At 68.3% G+C, this 14,790-nt stretch carries 12 protein-coding genes; 4 read left to right on the top strand and 8 right to left on the bottom strand.

The window, feature by feature from the left end; all coding sequences use genetic code 11:
- Window positions 1–76: 76 nt before the first annotated feature.
- The 5 genes from VV867_RS01375 to VV867_RS01395 form a co-directional block, all read right to left on the bottom strand.
- Window positions 77–1,462: a sensor histidine kinase gene (locus VV867_RS01375; protein ID WP_328565451.1), complete on the bottom strand. Its 1,386-nt coding sequence runs from the start codon at window positions 1,460–1,462 to the stop codon at window positions 77–79.
- Entirely contained in the window at window positions 1,459–2,133 is a 675-nt protein-coding gene (locus tag VV867_RS01380; RefSeq protein ID WP_089390213.1) for a response regulator, read from the bottom strand. Before VV867_RS01380 ends, VV867_RS01375 begins: the two co-directional genes overlap by 4 nt.
- Before the next feature lie 1,015 nt (window positions 2,134–3,148).
- On the bottom strand, window positions 3,149–5,962 hold the full coding sequence (locus VV867_RS01385; RefSeq protein ID WP_328565452.1) for an FAD-binding and (Fe-S)-binding domain-containing protein: 2,814 nt from the start codon (window positions 5,960–5,962) through the stop codon (window positions 3,149–3,151).
- A 169-nt stretch (window positions 5,963–6,131) separates the two neighbouring features.
- A complete protein-coding gene (gene lldD / locus VV867_RS01390) occupies window positions 6,132–7,277 on the bottom strand; it encodes an FMN-dependent L-lactate dehydrogenase LldD (protein ID WP_089390215.1) in 1,146 nt (381 codons plus the stop codon).
- A gap of 69 nt (window positions 7,278–7,346) precedes the next feature.
- Window positions 7,347–9,023, bottom strand: a complete 1,677-nt coding sequence (locus tag VV867_RS01395; protein ID WP_328565453.1) for a lactate permease LctP family transporter — start codon at window positions 9,021–9,023, stop codon at window positions 7,347–7,349.
- A 319-nt stretch (window positions 9,024–9,342) separates the two neighbouring features.
- Here VV867_RS01395 and VV867_RS01400 point away from each other — a divergent pair, with 319 nt between their 5' ends.
- Window positions 9,343–10,107 (top strand): FCD domain-containing protein, encoded by a 765-nt coding sequence (locus VV867_RS01400; protein ID WP_089390217.1) that lies wholly within the window; start codon window positions 9,343–9,345, stop codon window positions 10,105–10,107.
- Window positions 10,108–10,197: 90 nt separating this feature from the next.
- On the opposite strand, the gene smpB is transcribed toward VV867_RS01400, so the two are convergent.
- Entirely contained in the window at window positions 10,198–10,677 is a 480-nt protein-coding gene (gene smpB, locus VV867_RS01405) for an SsrA-binding protein SmpB (RefSeq protein ID WP_089390218.1), read from the bottom strand.
- A 232-nt stretch (window positions 10,678–10,909) separates the two neighbouring features.
- Between smpB and VV867_RS01410 the strand changes: the two genes are divergently transcribed.
- Both VV867_RS01410 and VV867_RS01415 read left to right on the top strand, forming a co-directional pair.
- Window positions 10,910–11,344 (top strand): type II toxin-antitoxin system RatA family toxin, encoded by a 435-nt coding sequence (locus VV867_RS01410; RefSeq protein WP_058488394.1) that lies wholly within the window; start codon window positions 10,910–10,912, stop codon window positions 11,342–11,344.
- Window positions 11,337–11,645 carry an RnfH family protein gene (locus tag VV867_RS01415; RefSeq protein ID WP_089390219.1) on the top strand — a complete coding sequence of 103 codons (309 nt, stop codon included), beginning with the start codon at window positions 11,337–11,339 and terminating at the stop codon, window positions 11,643–11,645. Before VV867_RS01410 ends, VV867_RS01415 begins: the two co-directional genes overlap by 8 nt.
- 60 nt (window positions 11,646–11,705) lie before the next feature.
- On the opposite strand, the gene VV867_RS01420 is transcribed toward VV867_RS01415, so the two are convergent.
- On the bottom strand, window positions 11,706–12,239 hold the full coding sequence (locus VV867_RS01420; RefSeq protein ID WP_089390220.1) for an outer membrane protein assembly factor BamE: 534 nt from the start codon (window positions 12,237–12,239) through the stop codon (window positions 11,706–11,708).
- Between the two features lie 96 nt (window positions 12,240–12,335).
- Between VV867_RS01420 and fur the strand changes: the two genes are divergently transcribed.
- Complete coding sequence (gene fur / locus VV867_RS01425; protein WP_009613072.1) at window positions 12,336–12,740, top strand: ferric iron uptake transcriptional regulator; 405 nt, start codon at window positions 12,336–12,338, stop codon at window positions 12,738–12,740.
- Between the two features lie 295 nt (window positions 12,741–13,035).
- On the opposite strand, the gene recN is transcribed toward fur, so the two are convergent.
- Window positions 13,036–14,712: a DNA repair protein RecN gene (gene recN / locus VV867_RS01430; protein ID WP_328565454.1), complete on the bottom strand. Its 1,677-nt coding sequence runs from the start codon at window positions 14,710–14,712 to the stop codon at window positions 13,036–13,038.
- Window positions 14,713–14,790: the final 78 nt, after the last annotated feature.

Raw genomic sequence — 14,790 nt, forward strand, 5'->3', positions numbered from 1 at the left:
CGGCTGAACATGACGCAGGCGGCGACTCGCCAGGCGAGCGGGGCCTGTACGGTGGACTGCGGTGGCCGTGCCGGGTTCAGGAAAGTTGCGCGGACGGCAGTTCCACCCGCACGCCCAGGCCGCGGCCGTCCAGGCCCGGGTGCAGGCTGATGCGGCCCTGGTGGATTTCCACCACGCGCTTGACGATGGGCAGGCCCAGGCCGCTGCCGCCGCTGCCGGAGGCGACGCCGGGGCTGCGGTAGAAGCGGGTGAAGATGGCGGCCTGCTCGGCGGCGGCCACGCCGGGGCCGGAGTCCAGCACCCACAGCTGCACCTGGGGGCCCTCGGTGCCCAGGCGCACTTCCACGTGGCCGCCCTCGGGGGTGTAGCGCAGGGCGTTGCCCACCAGGTTGCCGAGCATGATGCCCAGCCACACCGCCACGCCCATGACCTCGGCGCCCTGGTTCTCCAGGGTCAGCTCGATGCCCTTGTCGATGGCCTGGGGGGCCAGCTCGGCGATGGTTTCCTCGCTGAGCTGGCCGAGGTCGACGCGGGTGAAGGTTTCGTGCAGTTCCTCGTTGTCCAGGCGCGCCAGCAGGAGGATCTGCTCCATCAGCGTGCCGATGCGCTCGACGCTGCGGCTGACCTGCTGCAGGCCATGGGCGAGCACCGCCGGGTCGGAGGAGCGCAGCGCCACCTGGGCGTGGGTGCGCAGGCTGGCCAGGGGCGTGCGGATTTCGTGGGCGGCGTCGCTGGTGAGGCGGCGCTCGGCCTCCATGGCGGTGCCCAGGCGTTCGAGCAGCAGGTTGAGTTCGTTGACCAGGCTGTGCACTTCCACCGGCGCCCGGTTCAGCGCCAGGGGCTGCAGGCTGTGGGCGCCGCGCTGGTGCAGTTGCGCAGTGAGGATGCGCAGCGGCGCCAGGCCGTTGTTGACGCCGAACCACACCAGCAGGGCCAGCAGCGGCAGGGCCAGCAGCAGCGGGAAGAGCGCGCTGAGCAGCAGCAGGCGCAGGGTGTGGCTGCGGTGGTGGAGGTTCTCCACCACCCAGATGCGCGCGTTCTCGTCGCGGGTGCTCAACTGCAGGACGCGCCAGGTGATGCCGCCGTGGCTGATTTCGGAGAAGCCGGTTTCCAGGGCTTCCAGGCCGGTGGGCAGTCCGGGCGTGGCGAACAGCGGCTGGCCCTGGTACCAGAGGCTGTAGCCCAGGGCGGATTCGCGCCTGACCAGCGGCAGCCCCTCGATGGCCTTGCGGCTGCGGGCGATCAGCTCGCCCTGGCCGCCGGCGACGTCCACCAGGCGCAGGGCGGCCTCGCCGAAGTCGATCATGTCCTCGTCGTAGAGGCGGTCCACCTGCCGCGAGGCGAGGTGGTAGGTGAGGGTGCCGGCCAGCACCCAGCACAGGCTCACGCCGCCGATCAGCAGCAGCAGCAGGCGCCGGCTCAGCGAGCCGGCGCGGCGCGTGCGCCCGGGCGTGGCGCTCAAGGCGCGTCCTTGGCCGGGCGGTCGATGCCGTAGCCGATGCCGCGCACGGTGCGGATCAGCTCGTTGCCCAGCTTGCGCCGCAGGTGGTGCACGTGGACTTCGATGGCGTTGCTTTCCAGCTCGCCGTCCCAGCCGTACAGGGCTTCCACCAGGCGGGTGCGCGAGAGCACCTTGCCGCGCTGTTCCAGCAGCAGGCGCAGCAGGGCGTATTCGCGTGGGGCCAGTTCCACCGCCTCACCGCCCAGGCTGACCTGGTGGGTGGCCGGGTCCAGGCGCAGCTCGCCGTGTTCCAGCACCGGCTGGGCGCGGCCGGTGTGGCGGCGGGTGAGGGCGCGCACGCGGGCCAGCAGTTCGTCGAGGTCGAAGGGCTTGCTCAGGTAGTCGTCGGCGCCAGCGTCCAGGCCGGCCACGCGGTCGGCGACCTTGTCGCGGGCGGTGAGGATCAGCACCGGCGTCATGTCGCCGCGCCGGCGCAGGCCGCGCAGCACCTCCATGCCGTCGCGGCGCGGCAGGCCGAGGTCGAGCACCAGCAGGTCGAATTCGTCGGTGGCCAGGGCCTGGTCGGCGGCCACGCCGTCGGTCACCCAGTCCACGGTATCGCCTTCCAGGCCCAGCCCGGCGCGGATGCCGTCGCCCAGCAGCGGGTCGTCTTCAGCCAGCAGGATTCTCATGTTCGCCCCCTTTCGCGCGGTACCGCCGCGGCCATCCGCAGCAGGATAGCCGCAGCGGCGGTTTCGCGGCAGAGGCTGGCAGCGCCGGCTTAACGCCTGGTTAAGGCGGGGCTGGGCTCCTGCGCGCGATTGCGTATCTTCGCGCCGAGGCGCTTTTCGTAGGATGGGTGCACGCGGGGCAGCGCTATCGCAGGAGCGAGCTTGCTCGCGAACGGGGTTACCCGGCGGCTGCAGTGCTTTGGGTTGACTCCGCACCCTCTCCCCAGCCCTCTCCCGCAAGCGGGAGAGGGGGCGTCCGGCGTGGCCGTTAGGTCCGACGTCATCCTGTAGGAGCGGGCCCTGCCCGCGATTCGCGCGCAGGGCGCGCTCCTACAGGGGGGCACCATGCGTGGAGCTGTGTAGGAGCGAGCTTGCTTGCGAACGGGACTACCCGGCGGCTGTAGTGCTTTGGGTTGACTCCGCACCCTCTCCCCAGCCCTCTCCCGCAAGCGGGAGAGGGGGCCGTTCGGCGTGGCCGTTAGGTCCGACGTCATCCTGTAGGAGCGGGCCCTGCCCGCGATTCGCGCGCAGGGTGCGCTCCTACAGGGGAGCACCATGCGTGGAGCTGTGTAGGAGCGAGCTTGCTCGCGAACGGGATTACCCGGCGGCTGCAGTGCTTTGGGTTGACTCCGCACCCTCTCCCCAGCCCTCTCCCGCAAGCGGGAGAGGGGGCTGTCCGGTGTGGCCGTTAGGTCCGACGTCATCCTGTAGGAGCGGGCCCTGCCCGCGATTCGCGCGCAGGGTGCGCTCCTACAGGGGAGCACCATGCGTGGAGCTGTGTAGGAGCGAGCTTGCTCGCGAACGGGATTACCCGGCGGCTGCAGTGCTTTGGGTTGACTCCGTACCCTCTCCCCAGCCCTCTCCCGCAAGCGGGAGAGGGGGCCGTTCGGCGTGAGCGGCGGGGTCAGTGTCATCCTGGGCGCCTGGCTATCCTTGTCATTCCCGCGAACGCGGGAAGCCAATAGACGGCTACTTCCTACGGGGCAGTGCGGGCGCGGGTGACGCGGTCCACCAGGTAGACCACCCCGTGGTAGTCGATGCCGCCGTGGGCGCTCAGGCCGATCTCGCAGGTGCGGCTGGTGGACACGCCTTCGTCGCAGTACTGCACCGCGTCCTTCAGGCTGCGCAGCGAGTGGGCGTTGAGCTCCGGGGTGGTGAAGCCCTTGTCGCCGGCGAAGCCGCAGCAGTGGATGCCCTCGGGGACCACCACTTCCCGGGCGCAGCGGCGCACCAGGTCGATCAGCGCCTGGCTTTCGCCCAGGTGCTGGGTGCTGCAGGTGACGTGCACCGCCACCGGCTTGTCCAGCGGCTGGAAGTCCAGGCGGTCGACCAGGTGGGTGCGGATGAACTTCACCGGGTCGTAGATCCGCAGCCGGCTGTCGGCCAGGTCCTGGACCAGGCGCAGGGTGCAGGGGCTGGTGTCGCAGTAGATCGGGTCGAGCCCGCCGCGGCTGGCCTGCAACAGCGCGGCCAGCAGTTCGTCGCGCTTGTCGTCGGCCTGCTGCTTGTAGCCCTTGGAGGCGAAGGGCTGGCCGCAGCAGAGGTTGTCGGCGTTGTCCGGGAACACCACCTGGTAGCCGGCCTTCTCCAGCAACTGGCGGGTCTTGTCGATCAGCGGCACCTGCTCCTCGTCGCCGGCCGCTGGGCCCATGGCGCGGGACACGCAGGCGGTCAGGTAGACCACCCGCGGCTTGTCGCCGTCGGCGGCGGCCTGTGGCGCGGTGAAGCGCACTGGCTGCGGCATGGCCGGCGTCCACTGCGGTACGCGGCCCTTGCTGGCGTGGCTGATGGACGCGCTGAGGCTGGCCAGGCGCGGCGCGCCAAGCAGCATGCGCGCGCCGTTGGCCGTGTGGAGCATGAAGCGCGTGCCCTTCATCGCCGTGGCGAAGTTGCGCGCCAGCCAGGTGGCAGTGCCGGCGTGGCGGGCCTGCTCGCCGCGCAGTTTCTTCACCAGCTCGCCGGTGTTGATGTTCACCGGGCAGCGCTGGGCGCACAGACCGGTGGCGGCGCAGGTGTCGATGCCCTGGTACTGGTAGTCGCGCTCCAGTTGCGTGGTGTCGGCGCCGCTGCGGCGTTTAGCCTGGATGTCGCGCCACATGACGATGCGCTGGCGCGGGCTGAGGGTCAGGCCCCTGGACGGGCAGACCGGCTCGCAGAAGCCGCATTCGATGCACTTGTCGACGATCTCGTCGGCGGCCGGCAGCGGCTTGAGGTTCTTCAGGTGCAGCTGCGGGTCGTCGGTGAGGATCACGCCCGGGTTGAGGATGCCCTGCGGGTCGAGCAGGCGCTTGAGCTGCCACATCAGCTGGTAGGCGTCGTGGCCCCATTCCAGCTCGACGAAGGGCGCCATGTTGCGCCCGGTGCCGTGCTCGGCCTTCAGCGAGCCGCCGTACTCCACCGCCACCAGGTGCGCCACGTCGTCCATGAAGGCCGAGTAGCGCGCCACCTGCTCGGGCGAGTCGAAGCCCTGGGTGAAGACGAAGTGCAGGTTGCCCTCCAGCGCGTGGCCGAACAGGATGGCTTCATCGTAGCCGTGCCTGTCGAACAGCCCGATCAGCCGGTTCACGCCCTCGGCCAGCTGTTCGACGGGGAAGGTGACGTCCTCGATGATCACCGTGGTGCCGGTCTCGCGCACTGCGCCCACCGCCGGGAAGGTGTCCTTGCGGATGCGCCAGAGCTGGTTGTAGACCAGCGGGTCTTCGCTGAAGTCGACCTGCTTCTCCACCGGGAATTCGGCGATGGAGGCCATGATCTGCGCCAACTGCTCGTGCAGCAGCGTCTGCGTTGCCGCGCGGGATTCGATGAGCAGCGCGCAGGCGCCGGCGGACAGGCTCTTCACCCACGCCGGCATGCCCTGCATGTTCTCCACCGAGCGCAGGCTGCGGCGGTCCAGCAGCTCCACGGCGGACACCGGCTGCCGCTTGAGCACCGGCACGGCCTTGCAGCAGGTTTCCACGTCGGGGAAGACGATGAGCGCGCTGGCCTTGTGCGGGTGATCGGGCACGGTGTCGTAGGTCACCGCGCTGATGAAGCCCAGGGTGCCCTCGGAGCCGACCATCAGGTGGGTGAGGATGTCCAGCGGCTGATCGTAGTCCACCAGGGCGTTGAGGGAGAAGCCGGTGGTGTTCTTCAGCCGGTACTTGTGGCGGATCTTCGCTGCCAGCTCGGTGTTGGCGCGGGTCTGCCGGCCCAGTTCGGCCAGGCTTTCGAGGATTTCGCCATGGCTGGCCTGGAAGGCCTCGACGCTGGCCGGGTCCTCGCTGTCCAGCAGGCTGCCGTCGGCCAGCACCAGGCGCAGGCCGGCCAGGGTGTTGTAGCTGTTCTGCGCGGTGCCGCAGCACATGCCGCTGGCGTTGTTGGCGACGATGCCGCCGATCTTGCAGGCATTGATCGACGCCGGGTCGGGGCCGATCTTGCGGCCGAAGGGCGCCAGCCAGGCGTTGGCCTGGGCGCCGATCACCCCGGGTTGCAGGCGAATCCGCTCGCCGCCGCCACGGATGTCGCGGCCGTTCCAGTTGTCGCCCAGCACCAGCAGCACCGAGTCGCTCACCGCCTGGCCGGACAGGCTGGTGCCAGCGGCGCGGAAGGTCACCGCCACCTGCTGGGCGTGGGCGGCGCGCAGCAGGGTGCGCACCTCGTCTTCGCTCTCGACGCGGATCACCAGCTTGGGGATCAGCCGGTAGAAGCTGGCGTCGGTGCCGAAGGCCAGGGTCGAGAGCGGGTCGTCGAAGCGGCGCTCGCGGGGGATCAGGTGTTCGACCGTGTCGAGGAACGCGGCGGGCAGGCTCATGGCGGCTCCAGTCATCATCGGTGAGCGTGGACCGCTGGACGGCCCATCGGTGTTCTTTTGGGTCGAACGCGCGGGGGCACGTTCTTTTGTAGGAGCGAGCTTGCTCGCGAACCCGGCAGGCACGGAGCCGGGCAGGTTCGCGAGCAAGCTCGCTCCTACAGGGGCGCCTTCAGGCGCCGAGCTCGCGTACCAGCGAGTCGCGGGTGATTTCGCTGATCGACTTGGCGCCGGTGAGCACCATGGCCACGCGCATTTCCTTCTCGATCAGCTCCAGCAGGTTGCGCACGCCGGCCTCGCCATCCACCGCCAGGGCGTAGAGGAAGGCGCGGCCGAGCAGCACGCTGTCGGCGCCCAGGGCGATCATGCGGACCACGTCCAGGCCGTTGCGGATGCCGGAGTCGGCGAGGATGGTCAGGTCGCCCTTCACCGCGTCGGCGATGGCCGGCAGGGCGCGGGCGCTGGACAGCACGCCGTCGAGCTGGCGGCCGCCGTGGTTGGACACGACTATGCCGTCGGCGCCGAATTTCACCGCGTCCCTGGCGTCTTCCGGGTCGAGGATGCCCTTGATCACCATCGGGCCTTCCCAGAAGTCGCGGATCCACTCCAGGTCCTTCCAGGAAATCGACGGGTCGAAGTTGGCGCCCAGCCAGCCGATGTAGTCGGCCAGGCCCGTGGGGTTGCCGCGGTACCTGGAGATGTTGCCCAGGTCGTGGGGGCGGCCCAGCAGGCCGACGTCCAGCGCCCACTGCGGGTGGGTCATGGCCTGCCACATGCGCCGCAGCGGCGCGTTCGGGCCGCTCATGCCGGAGTGGGCGTCGCGGTAGCGGGCGCCGGGCACCGGCATGTCCACGGTGAACACCAGGGTCGAGCAGCCGGCGGCCTTGGCCCGCTCCAGGGCGTTCTTCATGAAGCCGCGGTCCTTCAGGACGTAGAGCTGGAACCACATGGGCCGGTCGATGGCCGGCGCCACTTCCTCGATCGGGCACACCGAGACGGTCGACAGGGTGAAGGGCACGCCCTTGGAGGCCGCGGCGCGCGCCGCCTGCACCTCGCCGCGGCGGGCGTACATGCCGGTCAGGCCGACCGGGGCCAGGGCCACCGGCATCGCCAGGGTCTCGTTGAACAGCCGGGTTTCCAGGCTCAGCTCGGACATGTTCTTCAGCACGCGCTGGCGCAGGGCGATGTCCGAGAGGTCCGCCACGTTGCGGCGCAGCGTGTGCTCGGCGTAGGCGCCGCCGTCGGCGTAGTGGAACAGGAAGGGCGGAATCTTGCGTTGGGCCGCGGCGCGGTAGTCGGTGGAGGCGGAAATGATCATCTGGCAGGGCACCGGTTGGGGTGGACGGTGAAGGCCGGGCCCCGTAGCGCTGGGCCCGGCAGGTACAGCTTAGTGAACGAGCATGCCGGTGAAGACATAGGCCTGCAGCAGGGTGATCACGCCGATCACCGCGGCGAACAGCAGGCTGTGCTTCAGGGTGAAGCGGAACAGGTCGGATTCCTTGCCGACCATGCCGGTGGCGGCGCAGGCCACGGCGATGGATTGCGGCGAGATCATCTTGCCGGTCACGCCGCCGGTGGTGTTGGCGGCCACCAGCAGGGTGTCGTTGACGCCGATCTGGTGCGCGGTGGTGCCCTGCAGGGCGCCGAACAGCGCGTTGGACGAGGTGTCCGAGCCGGTCAGGAACACGCCCAGCCAGCCGAGGAACGGCGAGAAGAACGGGAAGGCCGCGCCGGTGCCGGCCAGTACCAGGGCCAGGGTGGTGGACATGCCGGAGAAGTTGGTGACGAAGGCGAAGGCCAGCACCATGCCGATGGACAGCACCGGCCACTTCAGCTCGACCAGGGTTTCCTTGAAAGTGGTCAGACCAGTTTTCGCGGCGATGCGCAGGATGAACATGGAGACGATCGCGGAGATCAGGATCGCGGTGCCGGTGGCGGCCAGCGGGTCGAACTTGAACACGGCCGGCAGGGCGGTGGCGGCCGCGGCGATCGGCGGGCCCTTGAACACCAGTTGGTCAAGGCCGGGGATCGGGAAGTTGAACACCAGGCTGTAGAGCGCGCCGCCGGGCAGGAACATGGCCTTGAACGGCTTCAGCGTCCAGATGGTGACCAGCACGGTGAGCACCAGGAACGGCGACCAGGCCTTGACGATCTCGCCGACGCTGTAGGGCGAGGGCTCGGCGCGCGGGGCACCGCCACCGCCGGCGACGGCGGCGCCGCCGGAAACGCCGACCACTTCAGCGGCGCCGGCCGGCTGCCAGACCTTCAGGAACAGCGTCAGGCACACCAGGCTGATGAGCGCGGAGGTGATGTCCGGCAGTTCCGGGCCGATGAAGTTGGAGGTGAAGTACTGGCTGATGGCGAAGCTGCCGCCGGCGACCAGGGCGGCCGGCCAGGTTTCCTTCACGCCCTTGAGGCCATCCATCATGAACACCAGCCAGAAGGGCACCAGCAGCGACAGCAGCGGCAGCTGGCGGCCGGCCATGGCGCCGATCTTGAAGGCGTCGATGCCCGAGACCTGGCCGGCGACGATGATCGGGATGCCCAGGGCGCCGAAGGCCACCGGCGCGGTGTTGGCGATCAGGCACAGGCCGGCGGCGTACAGCGGGTTGAAGCCCAGGCCGACGAGCAGGGCGGCAGTGATCGCCACCGGGGCGCCGAAGCCGGCCGCGCCTTCGAGGAAGGCGCCGAACGAGAAACCGATCAGCAGCACCTGCAGGCGTTGGTCGGAGGTGATCGACAGGACCGAGCTGCGGATGATCTCGAACTGCCCGCTCTTCACCGTCAGTTTGTACAGGAACACCGCCGCGACGATGATCCAGGCGATCGGCCAGAGACCGTAGAGGAAGCCGTAGAACGCGGCGCCCAGGGCCTTGCCGACCGGCATGCCGTAGGCGGCGATGGCGACGACGATGGAGAGGATCAGGGTGATGGTGCCGGCGACGTGGCCCTTGAGGCGGAACACGGCGAGGGCGAGGAAGAAGAAGACGATCGGGATCACGGCGACCAGCGCGGACAGGCCGAGGCTGCCGAGCGGGGTATAGATCTGCTGCCAGGTTTGCATGCTGTTTTGGCTCCTAATTGTTTTTTGATTGGAGTCTGGTGTTGCGCCGTGTCGTGGGTTTTGCGCCGCCCCGGCGAGGGTTGGCGGCAGGCGGACGACCGTCTCGGCGTATCTCGCAAAATTGGTAATACCAATTTACAAAAGCGAGCGCTCAGAGTAAAAGCATCCCTGTAGCCTGTCAATTTGCGGGGCTACAACTTTTGTCGGACCGGGCGATCCAGGCGATCGCCGGGCTTGTTGTGGCCGGCGCCGCTGGTTAGGCTGCCGCGCCTGTGGAACGGGGCCTTCCGCCAGGCGGGGGCCGAGAGGTGGGGAAAAGATGGCTTTCAATCAGGTACGGCAGCGCCGCTTGTCGGACGATATCGTCGAGCGCCTCGAGGCGATGATCCTCGAGGGCACGCTCAAGGCGGGCGAGCGCCTGCCGGCCGAGCGCCTGCTGGCGGAGCAGTTCGGCGTGTCGCGGCCGTCGCTGCGCGAGGCGATTCAGAAGCTGGTGGCCAAGGGGCTGCTGGTCAGCCGCCAGGGCGGCGGCAACTACGTCGCGCAGGCCCTGGGCTCGACCTTCAGCGACCCGCTGCTGCACCTGCTGGAGACCAATCCCGAGGCGCAGCGCGACCTGCTGGAGTTCCGCCACACCCTGGAGGGCTCCTGCGCCTACTACGCCGCGCTACGCGCCACCGAGGTGGACCACCAGCGCCTGACCAGCGCCTTCGAGACGCTGCAGGCCTGCTACCAGCACAACGACAAGGTCAGCGACGAGGAGGGGGCGGCCGACGCCAGCTTCCACCTGGCCATCGCCGAGGCCAGCCACAACACCGTGCTGCTGCACACCATCCGCGGCCTGTTCGACCTGCTCAAGCACAACGTGGTGACCAACATCGGCGGCATGTACGCCCAGCGCGCGGAAACCCGCGAGCAACTGATGAGCCAGCACCGCGAGCTGTACGAGGCGATCATGCAGGGCCGCGCGGAAGAGGCGCGGGAGATATCCCACCGGCACATTTCCTATGTGCGGGAAGTGCTGGAGGAGGCGCAGGACGAGGCACGACGCCTGCAGCGGGCGCAGCGCAGGCTGGGGGTTTAAGAGCGGCTACAGGCTACAGGCTACAGGCTACAGGCAGCAGGCAAGAGCGGCTCTTACCTGCCGCCTGTAGCCTGCCGCCTGCAGCCGCTTTCAGTCTTCCTTGCCGTGCCGCATCGCGCGCTGGATCTCGCGATTGGAATCGCGTTCCTTCTCGGTGTCGCGCTTGTCGTATTCCTTCTTGCCCTTGGCCAGGGCGATCTCGCACTTGATCAGGTGCTTCTTCCAGTACATCGACAGCGCCACGCAGGCGTAGCCCTTCTGCTGCACCGCGCCGAACAGCTTGCCCAGCTCGCGCTTGTGCAGCAGCAGCTTGCGCGTGCGCACCGGGTCGGCGATCACGTGGGTGCTGGCGGTGGTCAGCGGGGTGATGTGGCTGCCCAGCAGCCAGGCCTCGCCGTCCTTGAGCAGGACGTAGCTGTCGACCAGCTGGGCCTTGCCGGCGCGCAGGCTCTTGACCTCCCAGCCGGCCAGGGCGATGCCCGCCTCGAAGCGTTGCTCGATGAAGTAGTCGTGCAGAGCCTTCTTGTTCTGCGCGATGGTCCCCTGGGGGTGTTTCTTCTGTTTAGCCATAGGCGGCGCATTATAGGGAGTCGCTCGCCGCGCCGCCATCGGGGGAATGGCTGTCTTTGGATTCCGCGATGCCGAAGTCGGTGTGCGACGCGGACGCATTTGCGGGTGCGGCGGGATGCGCGCTTGAGAGGGCGTGGCTAATCTCGGAGAATGCGCGCTGTTTTTTTGCACAGAGGGACGCCGGATCGCCCTGGAGCCGCTGGCGCCCTTCCACTGAAGAAGCGAGACCTCTATGAGCACGCATATCCAGCGTTCGGCCCTGCTGCCCTATCCCGCGAAGGCGCTGTACGACCTGGTCAACGATGTGGCGCGCTACCCGGAGTTCCTGCCCTGGTGCTCGGCGAGCAAGGTGCTGGAAGCAAGCGAAACGGCGATGCGCGCCGAGCTCAGTGTGGCCAAGGGCAACCTGTCGCAGCGCTTCAGCACGCGCAACGTGCTGGTGCCCGGGCAGAGCATCGAGATGAACCTCGAGGACGGCCCGTTCTCCGAGCTGCATGGCGTGTGGACCTTCAAGGCCCTGGGCGACAAGGCCTGCAAGATCACCCTGGACCTGACCTTCGACTACGCCGGCGCCCTGGTCAAGGCGACCCTCGGCCCGCTGTTCACCCAGGCGGCCAACACCATGGTCGACGCCTTCTGCCAGCGCGCCAAGCAGCTGTATGGCTGAAGGGCGCAGCATCGCCATCGAGGTGGTCTGCGCGCTGCCCGAGCGCCAGCGCCTGCTGCGCCTGAGCGTGCCCTGCGGCACGCGGGTGCGCGAGGCGGTGAGGCTGTCCGGCATCGCCGCGCAGTTCCCCGAGCTGGACGTGCTCAACAGCCCGCTGGGCATCTTCGGCAAGGCGGTCGCCGATCCGGACGGGCGGGTGCTGGAAGAGGGCGAGCGGGTGGAAATCTACCGGCCGCTGATCGCCGACCCCAAGGAGGTGCGCAAGCAGCGCGCCGCCCGCGCCAGGGCCAGCAAGGGCTGAGCGAAACACGTGGACATGAAAAAGCCCGGTCGATGCCGGGCTTTTTCATGGGTACGCGGGTTACTGCGGGTTGGTTTCCAGCGGTTCCGGCGTGGGCACGGCGACCGGCTTGGCCTCGTCGACTTCGCGCTGCAGCTGTTCTTCCACCGAGCCCGGCTTGGCCGGCTCTTCCCTGGGCTGCTCCGGCTTCTGCTGCTGCGGCTGCTCGGGCGAGGCGGGGGTGGTTTCCTTGCCGAGGATGGCCTCGTCGCGGCTGACGCCCGGGCGGAAGTCGCCGTTCAGGCCGATCAACTGGTCGTTGCCGTTGAACATCAGGCTGACGCGCTCCTGCTGGCGCTGGCCGCCGCCGGGCTGGATGCTGTAGAGGTAGTCCCAGCGGTCGGGGTGGAAGGTATCCACGATCAGCGGGTTGCCCATGATGAAACGCACCTGCCGACGGGTCATTCCCGGCTTCAGTTGGTCTATCATGTCTTGTGTTACGACGTTGCCTTGCTGGATGTCGATCTTGTAGACCCCCGGGAACGAACAACCGGCGAGTGCGGCTAGTCCCATTGCGAATGCGAGACTGGTCAGCATGAGCTTGGTGTTTTGCATCGGGGGGTGACTTCCACTATCTTGGCTGGGCGACGAAACCCCGATCATACCCGCATTGAAGGATGCTGCGAAGCATTCCGCGCCGAGAAAGCACACATGGTTGAAAATAGCGAACTGCGCAAGGCCGGCCTGAAAGTCACCCTGCCGCGCGTCAAGATCCTGCAGATGCTCGATTCCGCCGAGCAACGCCACATGAGCGCCGAGGATGTCTACAAGGCGCTGATGGAGGCCGGTGAGGATGTCGGCCTGGCCACCGTGTACCGCGTGCTGACCCAATTCGAGGCAGCCGGCCTGGTGGTACGCCACAACTTCGACGGTGGCCACGCCGTGTTCGAGCTGGCCGACAGCGGCCACCACGACCACATGGTCTGCGTGGATACCGGCGAGGTCATCGAGTTCATGGACAGCGAGATCGAGAAGCGCCAGAAGGAAATCGTCAAGGAACGCGGCTTCGAGCTGGTGGACCACAACCTGGTCCTGTACGTGCGCAAGAAGAAATAAAGCCTTGCAACGAACGGAAAACGGCGGCCCTGGGGTCGCCGTTTTCATTTTCAGAGGGGATTTCAGGTGAGATTGGCGCGTAGGAGCGGATCTCATCCGCGATAGCCGGAGGTTCCGGCGCGATTCGCGGATGAGATCCGCTCCTGCAGGTTACCCATACGCCGTGCCCTCGTAGGGCGCATAACGCCTACGGCGTTATCCGCCGTTTTCATCGGGCAGCGGTGCGTTGGCCGGTGGCGGATAACCGCGAACGGTTATTCGCCCTACGCCAAGCCATTCCCCGTGTAGGCGCGCGTCAACTGTGCAGCGCCCGGTCCACCATCTTGCGGGCGTGGGCCAGGGATTCCTTGGTCATGTCCACGCCGCCGAGCATGCGGGCGATCTCTTCTATGCGTTCGGCCTTCTTCAGGTTGGCCACCGCGGTGCGGGTTTCGCTGCTGTCGCGTTCCTTGTGCACGAACAGGTGCTGGTGGCCCTGGGCCGCGACCTGCGGCAGGTGGGTGACGGTCAGCACCTGGCCGCCTTCGCCGAGCCGGCGCAGCAGTTGGCCGACCACTTCCGCGGTGGGGCCGCCGATGCCGACGTCGACTTCGTCGAAGACCAGGGTGGGAACGCGCGAGGTCTGTGCGGTGATCACCTGGATGGCCAGGCTGATGCGCGACAGTTCGCCGCCGGAGGCCACCCGCGCCAGGCCCTTGAGCGGCTGCCCGGGGTTGGCGCTGACCAGGAATTCCAACTGCTCCAGGCCATTGGCCTGGGGTTCGGCGGCGGGGGTGTCGTCCAGTTCGATGGCGAAGCGCCCGCCGGGCATGCCCAGGCGTTGCATCTCGGTTTCCACCGAGGCGGCCAGCTGCGGGGCGGCCTGGCGGCGCAGGGTGCTCAGTTCCGCCGCCTTTTCCTGGTAGTGCCGCTGGTAGGCGGCCAGTTCCTCGGCCAGGCGCTCGGCGGCTTCGTCGTCGGCATTCAGCGCTTCCAGCTCTTCCAGCAGGCGTTGTTGCAGGGCCTGCAGGTCGTGGGGCTGCACGCGGTGCTTGCGGGCCAGGCCGTAGATGGCGTCCATGCGTTCTTCCAGTTGCTGCAGGCGGCCGGGGTCGGCGTCGAAGTTGTCGACGAAGCGGTTCAGCTCGCCCACCGCTTCCTCCACCTGGATCTGCGCGCTGGACAGCAGGTTGACCGCCTCGGCCAGCGCGGCGGGCTGGCTCTGGAAGGCGGTCAGGCGGTTGAGGCAGGCGGTCAGCACCGACAGCACGTTGCCGGCGTCGCTTTCGCTGCACATGTCCACCACCTGGCGGCAGGCGCCGAGCAGGGCGCCGGCGTTGCTCAGGGTCTTGTGCGCGGCCTCCAGCTCTTCCAGTTCGTTCTCGCCCAGGGCCAGGTTCTCCAGTTCGTCCAGCTGGTAGCTGAGCAACTGGTGGCGGGCGCGCTGCTCGTCGCCGCTGCGCGACAGGCGGTCGAGTTCGTGGCGCGTCTGCTTCCAGCGCTGCGCGGCCAGCTGTACCTGGCGCGCCAGGTCCTGGCTGCCGGCGTATTCATCGAGCAGGCGGCGGTGGGTGTCGGCCTTGAGCAGCGACTGGTGCTCGTGCTGGCTGTGGATATCGATCAGCAGCTCGCCCAGGGCCTTGAGGTCGCCCAGGGTGCAGGGCGTGCCGTTGATGTAGCCGCGTGAGCGGCCCTCGGTGGTGATCACCCGGCGCAGGATGCACGGGCCGTCCTGCTCCAGGTCGCGCTCGGCGAGCCAGTCGCGGGCCTCGGCGATGGCGCCGACGTCGAAGCTGGCGAGGATGTCCGCCTTGTCCGCGCCGGGGCGCACCACGCCGCTGTCGGCGCGGTCGCCCAGGGCCAGGCCGAGGGCGTCGAGCATGATCGACTTGCCGGCGCCGGTCTCGCCGGTGATCACGGTCATGCCGGCGGCGAGCTCGAGATCGAGGTGCTCGACGATGGCGTAGTTGTGCACGGAGAGATGAACCAGCATGGAAGGCGGCTCCGGTGAAAAGGTCTGTTTATTTATACAGTATTTTTTGCCGCTGGCAATTCACCGCACCCCCTTGAA

The sequence above is a fragment of the Pseudomonas sp. JH-2 genome, from assembly GCF_036231725.1.
In the GTDB taxonomy this organism is placed as follows: Bacteria; Pseudomonadota; Gammaproteobacteria; order Pseudomonadales; family Pseudomonadaceae; genus Pseudomonas; species Pseudomonas delhiensis.

Bases quoted from the DNA above. Each gene is read 5' to 3' on its own strand.
- VV867_RS01380 (WP_089390213.1), bottom strand. From the start codon at position 2,133: ATGAGAATCCTGCTGGCTGAAGACGACCCGCTGCTGGGCGACGGCATC.
- VV867_RS01385 (WP_328565452.1), bottom strand. From the start codon at position 5,962: ATGAGCCTGCCCGCCGCGTTCCTCGACACGGTCGAACACCTGATCCCC.
- lldD (WP_089390215.1), bottom strand. From the start codon at position 7,277: ATGATCATTTCCGCCTCCACCGACTACCGCGCCGCGGCCCAACGCAAG.
- VV867_RS01395 (WP_328565453.1), bottom strand. From the start codon at position 9,023: ATGCAAACCTGGCAGCAGATCTATACCCCGCTCGGCAGCCTCGGCCTG.
- VV867_RS01400 (WP_089390217.1), top strand. From the start codon at position 9,343: ATGGCTTTCAATCAGGTACGGCAGCGCCGCTTGTCGGACGATATCGTC.
- smpB (WP_089390218.1), bottom strand. From the start codon at position 10,677: ATGGCTAAACAGAAGAAACACCCCCAGGGGACCATCGCGCAGAACAAG.
- VV867_RS01410 (WP_058488394.1), top strand. From the start codon at position 10,910: ATGAGCACGCATATCCAGCGTTCGGCCCTGCTGCCCTATCCCGCGAAG.
- VV867_RS01415 (WP_089390219.1), top strand. From the start codon at position 11,337: ATGGCTGAAGGGCGCAGCATCGCCATCGAGGTGGTCTGCGCGCTGCCC.
- VV867_RS01420 (WP_089390220.1), bottom strand. From the start codon at position 12,239: ATGCAAAACACCAAGCTCATGCTGACCAGTCTCGCATTCGCAATGGGA.
- fur (WP_009613072.1), top strand. From the start codon at position 12,336: ATGGTTGAAAATAGCGAACTGCGCAAGGCCGGCCTGAAAGTCACCCTG.
- recN (WP_328565454.1), bottom strand. From the start codon at position 14,712: ATGCTGGTTCATCTCTCCGTGCACAACTACGCCATCGTCGAGCACCTC.